Genomic DNA, 9,042 nt, shown 5'->3' on the forward strand with positions numbered 1-9,042 from the left:
GTAACTTTCGATCTCTTTATGCTGGTACGTTTTCCATCGGATAGTATATCTCAAGGTTTGTTAAAAGCTGGCGAGGTTTCGTTTGCCCGCCACAAGCATGAAACGAAGCCGCATACTAAAACTGTCTTGCTCCAGGAGAACATGTTGGCCTTTCCGTTGGGAGGTTATAAGAAATTGCATTTCAATGATCACACAGCGTTGATAGAGCCTGGTAATTTATTCTTTATGAAGCGTGGCTTGCACGTGATGAGTGAGTTCACACAAGAAGGATTGGACTATGATTCGTTAATCATTTTTTGCAGTGATGCTTTTCTGAAAGAGTTTTCACTTCATCATCTTTCTTCGTCACAAGGATTCGTGCATCATCCGCCTCTCATGCACCTTACTATACCGACAGATAAATTGTTGGAGAGCTTCCGGGATCAATACCTGCGTTACTTCGATCAGCCTCTGCATCACCTTCGAGAAATTCTCGAACTTAAACTGAAAGAATTGTTTCTCTTGCTGATATCGGGCAACCATGGGCAGCAGGTAACACGCTGGATTCAGGGTATCACGAACAGCCAATCTATAGGTATAGAATATACTGTAAAACAACATTTGTTTCAACCCTTAACATTAGCAGAGCTTGCTGAACTCTCCGGCAGAAGTCTGGCGTCTTTCAAGCGCGATTTTCAGGAGCTATATCATACGTCTCCTAAAAAGTGGATCAACAGTCAACGACTTGCGCATGCAAAAATATTGTTGCAAAATACTTCTGATAATGTATCGGAAGTAGCGGCTGCCTGTGGCTTTGATAATGTACCCTACTTTATACGGATTTTTAAAAGTGAGTTTGGTACAACCCCCAGTAGCTGGCGCGCTAAAAGTGCAATAGTTTGAGCTTTATGTAGTATACTCAAACTTTTCTACCACTATACATTTGTGTTATAATCTACAGCACATATGAAAAACTATTTTGCAATCATCGCTGTACTGTTGTTCAGTATAGCCGCACACGCACAGAGCGATGTTATAACCTCCGGACTTCTGCATCCGGAAAGCATCATCACCGATGGAAAATTTTTGTACACAACCTTGATCGGAAAAGCACTGGCTCCCACTGCAAAAGATGGTGACGGAGCCATCAGCAAACTTGATCTTGCGGGTAAACCTATTGATCTTAATTTTAACAAAGCCGTGTTGAACGCGCCTAAAGGAACGACTATTGTTGGAAATATACTTTATGTTGCCGATGTTGACAGAGTTGTTGGATTCGATCTTCAGTCGGGGGAGAAAGTGGATGAGGTAGATCTTTCTGCACAAGGCACGCAGTTTCTAAACGACCTGACGCTAAAAGGAGATTCCGTATTTTTTGTAAGCGCCACTGATATCGGCAAGATCTTTAAGGTCACTATATCTACACACCGCATCGAAGCGCTCAATATACCCAAGCTGATCGGTCCAAACGGATTGTTGTACGATGCAAAGACAGATATACTATATGTGGCGGGTTTAGATCGGAGCGATAACCCGATGGGGGAGTTGGGGATGATCACAGGCAAGAGTGGATACTACACCTACACTACTTTAACTGATGCGCGCGGTATGTTTGATGGTATTCAAATGCTCGATGCCAATACGCTGATTGTTTCTGATTGGGTTACATTGAAAGAAAGAAAAACACGACTTCTTAAAATCAATATCAAAGAAAAGACATATGTAGAGATAGAAAAAAATATAGATGCTGCAGATATATTGTATGACAAGAAACAGAAGCGCTTTCTTTTGCCCGCTCTTCGTGATGGTAATATTGTGGAGTATAAATTTAAATAATCAACTATCATTTCTATGAAAAGTAAAAGCAGCCATTGCGGCTGCTTTTACTGTATTGTTGAGTTATTCAGAAATGTGCTTCAGATGAATACAACTAAATCCGTTCATCAATATGACCGGGTGCATTGTTGTTATCGATTGATTCATCTTCAAATTCATCTGTAGTGGATTCAATCTCAGTGGATGGTTTCTTGCTTCTTTTATTTTTGGATAAACTTCCAGGTGTATAAATGTCCTCGACTGGGGTTTCCTCTGCAAGATTTTCCTCACTTCTTGCAACTTGTTCTTCAATTACAGGAGAAGTGTTGAGTGTATTATCTGGGCTAAATTGCCGTGTTGCGTTTCTTCTTGTAGTTCTCATGGCTTTAAATGTTTTGTTCACAGGCTATGTCGAAAAAACTATGCCTTTTTTCATGCGATGGCATTAAATTTATCCACATGTTTTGGTCTCTTTTTTGATAAGAGCAAACTTCACAGAAAAGATGGTTCATGGAAATAACATTATGAAAACTGATTGATTTAAATTGCAGACATATACTATAATAACTTTAAGCACTTATGAGCAATTGGTTCAATATAATTGAAGAAAAGCTGATGCGCTGGTGGGTATACTTGATTAAGATGTTACCCAATTTCGCATTGGCCGTTATTGTGTTAATCGCTTTTATTTTTGCAGCGCGATTGATTCAGCGACTATCGCATAAGTTTTTTTTGCGCGTTGCTAAAAGCGAATCCATCAGCGGATTAATCTCGGGTGTATTATATACTCTTGTAGTTATCTTTGGTATCATGATCTCCCTGCAGATCATGCAGCTTGATAAAGCAGTATCCTCTTTGTTGGCGGGCGTTGGTATTATAGGCCTCGCGTTGGGTTTTGCTTTCCAGGATCTTACCGCCAATTTTATATCCGGTGCCTTCATTGCCTTTAAACAACCTTTTGATATAGGACATACGGTAGAGACCAATGGATTTATAGGCACCATTGAAGAGATCCGGTTACGATCTACAACACTTCGCACATCGGCGGGGCTACACGTCATTATTCCCAACAAGGAGATCTTTCAGAAGCCAATCATTAATTACTCGCTTAGCAAAGAGAGGAGGGTAGAGCTTGAGTTCCAGATCCCGAATACAATTGACTTGAATTTTATGGAGGAGCAACTCAAAGCTGCTTTGAAAGACGCAGGCTCCAATGAAACAGTTCGTAATGTGGAGGTGGTATATTCTGCTATTGCTGATCCGAAGATACAGGTATACATATCATTCTGGACAAGTAATAACGAACCGAATGAATTCAGGAAAGCGCGTCACCAGGCGATTCTGGCGATCTATAAAGTTTTCGCTGATAATAAGATCTATACCATTCAGTTCTCCAATAAAGAAAATGGGCAGGTTAAACAACCTGCCCAATAATCTATAGTGATGCTGTAACCACAGGAGATCGTTCCCGTTGAAATTCTTCTTTGCTTTCAATCGGCAAGGACACGATGAATGTAGAGCCTTCTCCGGTTTTGCTGAGCGCGGATATATGACCTTTATGGTGCTCTGCGATTTTTTTGCAGAGTGCCAATCCAATCCCAGTACCTTCCAGTTTCACTTCGGTGTGCAGGCGCTTGAACATGCCGAATACTTCTTCTGCATATTTCTGATCGAAGCCCATGCCGTTGTCTTGTACAAGAATGCGACAGTATTTTTGAGGAATGTCACCGGCATGCTGTCCGTTGGTCTGGTTATCAACGCGGATCGAAATTTCGGGAGGGACATTTGTCTTGCTATACTTTAGCGCATTGTTAATGAGGTTGTGAAACAGCAACCGGATCAGTCCCGGGTTGCCGTGCAGCATTGGAAGTTTATCCAGCGTAATCTGCGCTTGCTTCGTTTTAATCTCATCATCCAACTCCGTCAGTATATCTTTTATAGTACTGGTAATATCCGTTGAAGTAAACTCCTGCATATCTTCCGAAATCTTCGAGAAGGTCAGTATATCACGGATCAGAGACTGCATGTGCTCAGCTGATTTTTGAATGCGCTCAAAATCGGCTTTGCCTCCATCATCCACTACATCTTTATACTTCACGAAGAGTTTGTTTGCAAAGAGCCTGATCTTACGAAGCGGCTCCTGCAGATCGTGTGAGGCCATGAATGCAAAGCGGTCAAGTTCTTTATTAACCGATTGCAGCCGCTCTATATTTACCAGCAGTTCCTGGTTCAGTTGCTTCACTTTCTCTTCGGATGCAATGCGTTCCTTTACTTCATTTTCCAGACTTCGGTTGATCGCGATCAATTTTTGCTCCTGTACCTTCAGCTTGTGTGTCTTTTGGTATAGATCTACCAATACAGTAACCTTGGCACGGAGCACATCCGGATTTATAGGCTTGAATATATAGTCAACAGCACCTGCCTGGTATCCCTTATACATATTTTCATCCCCAAAATTATTGGCGGTGATAAAAATAGTAGGTATATGTTTGAGCTTGTCGCGCTCATAGATCAATGAGGCTGTTTCAAACCCGTTGAGGTTTGGCATTTTAACATCCATCAGAATCATGGCGAAATCGAACTCGGTGAGAAGTATTTTAAGCGCTTCTCTTCCTGACCGGGCCTTGACGAAATGATAACCGTTTGGTTCAAGTATACTTTCTATCGAAAGCAAATTGTCCTCACGGTCATCAACGAGTAAAATCTTTGGTTGCATCTAGCAAATATTTTCCAACTTATACAAAATCATTTACAGAACCATAAGCGCATCAGCGAAAGTAACTGATCGACCTTGACAGGTTTGGTAATATAGTCTGAAGCTCCGGCTTCAATACATTTTTGTCGGTCGCCTTTCATCGCTTTTGCAGTTACGGCAATGATGGGGAGTGAACTGTTTTTGTGTTCACGCCTGATCTTCTGCGTTGTCTCATAACCGTCCATTTCAGGCATCATGATATCCATCAGAACCATTTCAATTTTAGGGTCGTCATTTAATATTTGTATAGCGTCTTTTCCACTTTCAGCAGTCACTACATTAATGTTATAGCGCTCGAATACCGTGGTCAGTGCAAACAGGTTTCGTACGTCATCATCTACAACCAGAATATTTCTTCCGCTGAGTATATCTTCCTTGTTCCGGATGTTTTCAATGATGCGTCTCTTTTCGCGCGACAGATCTTTGTGGTTGATGTGCAGATGCGAAATAGTTTCCTCGAGAAGTTGCTCGATGGAAGTTGCACTTTTTAAAATCAATGCGTTAGAATTCTGGTTGATTTGATTCAACTCGATTTTAGTGAAGTCCTTGGCAGAGTAAACAATCACAGGCGTGAGCTTCCTTTTCGCGTGTGTGATTTTACTCACAAGGTCAGCCCCGGAAATATCAGGCAAAGTATAATCCAGTATGATGCAATCCGGATCTTCACTCTTGATCAACTCAAGCGCTGCAGCACCAGTAGGTGCTATCGATACCTGGAGCGTATTGTCCTGGATGATCTTAGCGATCTGAGAAGAGTCAATCTCATTGTCCTCAATCACCAGAATGCGTTTTGTTTCGCGTTGATTATAGGATGCTATATCTTTAAACAGATCGTCCAGCATCGTGTTATCCAAAGGCTTCAGCAAGAAACTACGAGCACCACGTTTCAATGCCAACGCTTTGTTCTCTTCTCCGGAGATCACATGTATAGGAATGTGACGATAGTTCAAATCATTGCGCAAGAGATCAAGTACTTTCCATCCGCTGGTAGCAGGGAGTTTGACATCAAGCGTCAAGGCGACAGGGGAGAAACGGTTAATGAAATCAAACACTTCCAGGTAATTGGTTGCAATTATACCCTTTAATCCGAACTCGTGCGCTTTGTCAATAATTATTTTTCCGAAGCGATAGTCATCTTCTACTACCAGTACAACTTTATCATTGGGCTGTATATGTGTGCGATCATCACCGGTTTCATTGATCATCTCACTTACGATCTCCATGTTACCGCTGCGATTCTCAACACCATCTTTGGTGACACGCAATGTACTGAGCAGTGAATCGATGTTGCCATCATTATCACTCAACTGCAATTGCTCAATGGCTTTTATATTCTTCGAAGTTTCGCGTGTCGCTATATTTGGTACACTGTCTACCGGCAGGAATAATGTAAATGTACTTCCTCTTCCCAATGTACTTTCAAGTTCTATCGTACCGCCTAACAATTCTGCGAGACCACGACTGATCGATAATCCTAAGCCTGTTCCTCCATATTTACGACTGGTAGAACCTTCTGCCTGCTGGAAGGCTTCGAAGATGATCATCTGTTTCTCCTGTGGTATACCTATGCCCGTATCGCTGATCGAGAAGGCTATAACTTTCTTCGCCTGGTCGAGGTTCTGGTTGCCCGGTTTCCAGTTTCGCGGAGCATCATATATCTTCAGACTTACTTCACCTTTCTCTGTGAACTTGAATGCATTCGAGAGTAAGTTTTTGAGGATCTGATTCAGTCGCTGCAAATCGGTTTCCATAGAATGAGGCAGCGTTGCATCCATGTCGATTCTGAATTTAAGATTGCGTGCTTCCGAAATCGGCTTGAAGGTGGTTTCCACAAACGAAGCGATTTCACCCAATGGAACAGGGGAGATGTTCGTAGAGATAAACCCGGATTCGATTTTGGAAAGATCGAGGATATCATTGATCAACTGAATCAAGTCGTCACCACACGAGTGAATGGTTTTCGCATAGCGGATCTGTTTCTCGTTCAGGTTACCTTCTGCGTTTTCATAGAGTTGTTGTGCGAGAATGAGCAAGCTGTTAAGTGGTGTACGCAACTCGTGCGACATGTTTGCAAGGAACTCCGATTTATACTTGGATGTAAGCGTGAGCTGTTCTGCTTTTTCTTCCAGGGATCTCCGCGCTTCTTCTACTTCTTTGTTCTTCGCTTCTACTTCTTCTTTTTGTTTTACCAGCAGCAATGCCTTATCCTGAAGCTCATCGTTTGTTCTGCGCAATTCACCTTGCTGTACTTTCAACTCACTCGCCAGTGATTGTGACTGCGTAAGAAGTTCTTCCGTACGTGTATTCGCTTCAATGGTATTCAATACTATACCTATACTTTCTGTTACCTGATCGAGGAAGTCAAGGTGAGTTTCGTTGAATACTTCGAGTGATGCCAATTCAATTACAGCTTTCACATCGTTCTCGAACAACACCGGCAAGATGATCAGGTTGGAAGGCTTCGCTTTCCCTAATCCTGAGTTTATCTTGATATACCCTTGTGGTACATTCGTAAGCAAGATTTTCTCTTTCTCAAAAGCACACTGTCCTACAAGTCCTTCCCCTATAGCAAATTCTTTTGGAATAGACTTCTCGTCTTTATAGGCGTACGAAGCAAAGAGCTGGAGTTTTACATTGGATGTTTCTTCGTCTTGCTTTAATATATAGAATGCACCGAAGTGTGCATTTACCACTTGTGCTAATTCAGAAAGAATACGTTTTGATACCGTATCGAGATCACGTTGCCCTTGCAACATCTGGGTAAATTTAGCAAGGTTGGATTTCAACCAGTCCTGATCCTGGTTACGCAATGTTGTTTCGCGCAAGTTAGAGATCATCTGGTTGATCGTATCCTTCAAGGCTTCAAGTTCACCTTTCGCATCCACACGAATTGTTCGCGTCAAGTCACCCTTCGTTACCGCGGATGCCACCTCCGATATAGATCGCACCTGCGTGGTAAGATTCGCGGCAAGCTGGTTCACGTTCTCCGTTAAATCTTTCCATGTACCCGATGCACCTGGTACACTGGCCTGACCACCGAGTCGTCCTTCAACACCCACTTCACGTGCCACCGTTGTTACCTGGTCTGCAAACACCGCGAGCGTATCAATCATCTCGTTGATTGTATCCGTTAACTGCGCTAACTCTCCCAACGCGTTGATGGAAAGTTTCTGCTTCAAATTACCTTTCGCTACGGACGTTACAACTTTTGCTATACCACGTACCTGACCGGTTAAGTTCGATGCCATCTGGTTTACCGAGTCAGTCAAATCTTTCCATGTACCCGCTACACCTCGTACTTCGGCTTGTCCTCCAAGTTTACCTTCTGTACCCACTTCACGCGCCACACGCGTTACTTCAAATGCGAATGAGTTAAGCTGCTCCACCATCGTGTTAACCGTATTTTTCAACTCGAGCATTTCTCCGCGCACGTCCACCGTAATTTTCTTGGACAAGTCTCCGTTCGCCACCGCAGTGGTTACACCTGCTATATTTCGAACCTGGTCAGTAAGGTTACCCGCCATCTGGTTTACAGAGTCGGTCAAATCTTTCCATGTACCAGCAACACCGGGCACGAATGCCTGTCCACCAAGTTTACCTTCTGTACCTACCTCCCGGGCTACACGCGTTACTTCCGATGCAAAACCGCGAAGCTGATCCACCATGGTGTTCAGCGTTTCTTTCAGCTGCAAAATTTCTCCGCGTACGTCCACGGTAATTTTCTTGGACAAGTCTCCGTTCGCCACGGCCACAGCAACGTTCGCTATATTTCGGATCTGCGCTGTTAAGTTACCCGCCATCTGGTTTACAGAATCCGTCAATCCTTTCCATACACCACCAACACCTTTCACCGTTGCCTGTCCGCCAAGTTTACCTTCGGAACCCACTTCACTTGCCACACGCGTTACCTCTGATGCAAACGAGTTGAGCTGATCCACCATGGTATTTATAGTGTTCTTCAACTCCAACATTTCACCCTTCACATCCACGGTAATTTTCTTGGACAAGTCTCCTTTCGCCACAGCCGTTGTTACCTCTGCTATATTTCGTACCTGGTTCGTCAGGTTATCGGCCATCTTGTTTACAGAGTCCGTTAAATCTTTCCATGTACCACCAACACCCGGTACATCTGCCTGCCCACCGAGCTGACCTTCAGAACCTACTTCACGCGCCACACGCGTTACTTCCGAACCAAAGGAGTTGAGCTGATCCACCATCGTGTTGATCGTGTTCTTCAACTCGAGCATTTCTCCTCGTACATCCACTGCGATTTTTTTCGACAAGTCTCCTTTCGCCACCGCGGTTGTTACGTCTGCTATATTTCGAACCTGGTTGGTAAGGTTAGACGCCATCTGGTTTACAGAGTCCGTCAAATCTTTCCATGTACCACCAACACCCGGCACGTTTGCCTGTCCACCGAGCTGACCTTCTGATCCCACTTCACGTGCCACACGCGTTACTTCCGAAGAGAATGAGTTGAGCTGATCCACCAT

6 protein-coding genes are annotated in these 9,042 nt (G+C 43.5%); 3 read left to right on the forward strand and 3 right to left on the reverse strand.

The annotated features are described in order from the left end of the window. Positions 1 to 18 precede the first annotated feature (18 nt). Together B5Y40_RS08545 and B5Y40_RS08550 are read left to right on the forward strand one after the other, a co-directional pair. Positions 19 to 882 carry a helix-turn-helix transcriptional regulator gene (locus B5Y40_RS08545; protein WP_079686261.1) on the forward strand — a complete coding sequence of 288 codons (864 nt, stop codon included), beginning with the start codon at positions 19 to 21 and terminating at the stop codon, positions 880 to 882. Between the two features lie 63 nt (positions 883 to 945). Further along, positions 946 to 1,815: an SMP-30/gluconolactonase/LRE family protein gene (locus B5Y40_RS08550; RefSeq protein ID WP_079686262.1), complete on the forward strand. Its 870-nt coding sequence runs from the start codon at positions 946 to 948 to the stop codon at positions 1,813 to 1,815. Between the two features lie 94 nt (positions 1,816 to 1,909). Here B5Y40_RS08550 and B5Y40_RS08555 read toward each other — a convergent pair whose 3' ends face one another. Continuing rightward, complete coding sequence (locus tag B5Y40_RS08555; protein ID WP_079686263.1) at positions 1,910 to 2,176, reverse strand: hypothetical protein; 267 nt, start codon at positions 2,174 to 2,176, stop codon at positions 1,910 to 1,912. A 197-nt stretch (positions 2,177 to 2,373) separates the two neighbouring features. On the opposite strand from B5Y40_RS08555, the gene B5Y40_RS08560 reads away from it, so the two are divergent. Continuing rightward, positions 2,374 to 3,228 carry a mechanosensitive ion channel family protein gene (locus B5Y40_RS08560; protein ID WP_079686264.1) on the forward strand — a complete coding sequence of 285 codons (855 nt, stop codon included), beginning with the start codon at positions 2,374 to 2,376 and terminating at the stop codon, positions 3,226 to 3,228. A 1-nt stretch (position 3,229) separates the two neighbouring features. On the opposite strand, the gene B5Y40_RS08565 is transcribed toward B5Y40_RS08560, so the two are convergent. Together B5Y40_RS08565 and B5Y40_RS08570 are read right to left on the reverse strand one after the other, a co-directional pair. Further along, entirely contained in the window at positions 3,230 to 4,510 is a 1,281-nt protein-coding gene (locus B5Y40_RS08565; protein WP_079686265.1) for a response regulator, read from the reverse strand. A gap of 29 nt (positions 4,511 to 4,539) precedes the next feature. Next, positions 4,540 to 9,042, reverse strand: a 4,503-nt coding sequence (locus B5Y40_RS08570; RefSeq protein WP_079686266.1) for a HAMP domain-containing protein, incomplete at its 5' end; no start/stop codon positions are given.

Origin of the sequence: Ohtaekwangia koreensis (assembly GCF_900167975.1) — a bacterium.
GTDB lineage: Bacteria > Bacteroidota > Bacteroidia > Cytophagales > Cyclobacteriaceae > Ohtaekwangia > Ohtaekwangia koreensis.

Coding starts and splice junctions, on each gene's coding strand:
- B5Y40_RS08545 (WP_079686261.1), top strand. CDS start 19: ATGCTGGTACGTTTTCCATCGGATAGTATATCTCAAGGTTTGTTAAAA.
- B5Y40_RS08550 (WP_079686262.1), top strand. CDS start 946: ATGAAAAACTATTTTGCAATCATCGCTGTACTGTTGTTCAGTATAGCC.
- B5Y40_RS08555 (WP_079686263.1), bottom strand. CDS start 2,176: ATGAGAACTACAAGAAGAAACGCAACACGGCAATTTAGCCCAGATAAT.
- B5Y40_RS08560 (WP_079686264.1), top strand. CDS start 2,374: ATGAGCAATTGGTTCAATATAATTGAAGAAAAGCTGATGCGCTGGTGG.
- B5Y40_RS08565 (WP_079686265.1), bottom strand. CDS start 4,510: ATGCAACCAAAGATTTTACTCGTTGATGACCGTGAGGACAATTTGCTT.